Origin of the sequence: Pseudomonas sp. SIMBA_041, assembly GCF_046535095.1 — a bacterium.
GTDB classification, from domain to species: domain Bacteria; phylum Pseudomonadota; class Gammaproteobacteria; order Pseudomonadales; family Pseudomonadaceae; genus Aquipseudomonas; species Aquipseudomonas mucoides.
This window is the reverse complement of record NZ_JAWRXJ010000455.1, coordinates 1-263: the sequence shown is the minus strand read 5'-3', so window position 1 is coordinate 263 and position 263 is coordinate 1. Positions and strand designations below refer to the sequence as shown.

1 protein-coding gene is annotated in these 263 nt (G+C 59.7%); it reads left to right on the top strand.

What is annotated here, in order from left to right; all coding sequences use genetic code 11:
• Window positions 1-263 (top strand): EAL domain-containing protein (locus SB725_RS31900; RefSeq protein WP_410923455.1); only part of this gene is annotated, 263 nt, incomplete at both ends.

Sequence of the window (263 nt, the reverse complement as noted above, 5' to 3'; positions counted from 1 at the left end):
GCTGGAGTTCGAGCTGACCGAGACGGCGGTCATGCGTCGCAACGAGCTGGTACGCCAGACCATGGATGCCCTGGGGCGCCTGGGCGTGCGGTTTTTCCTGGATGATTTCGGCACGGGGTTCTCATCGTTCGTGCACTTGAACAGCCTGCCGATCGCGCTGCTCAAGGTCGATCGCAGCTTTGTTGCCGAAATGGAAATGCGCGAAGAGAACCGCAAGCTGGTGCACGCGATGATCAACCTGGCGCACAACCTCAACCTTGAAG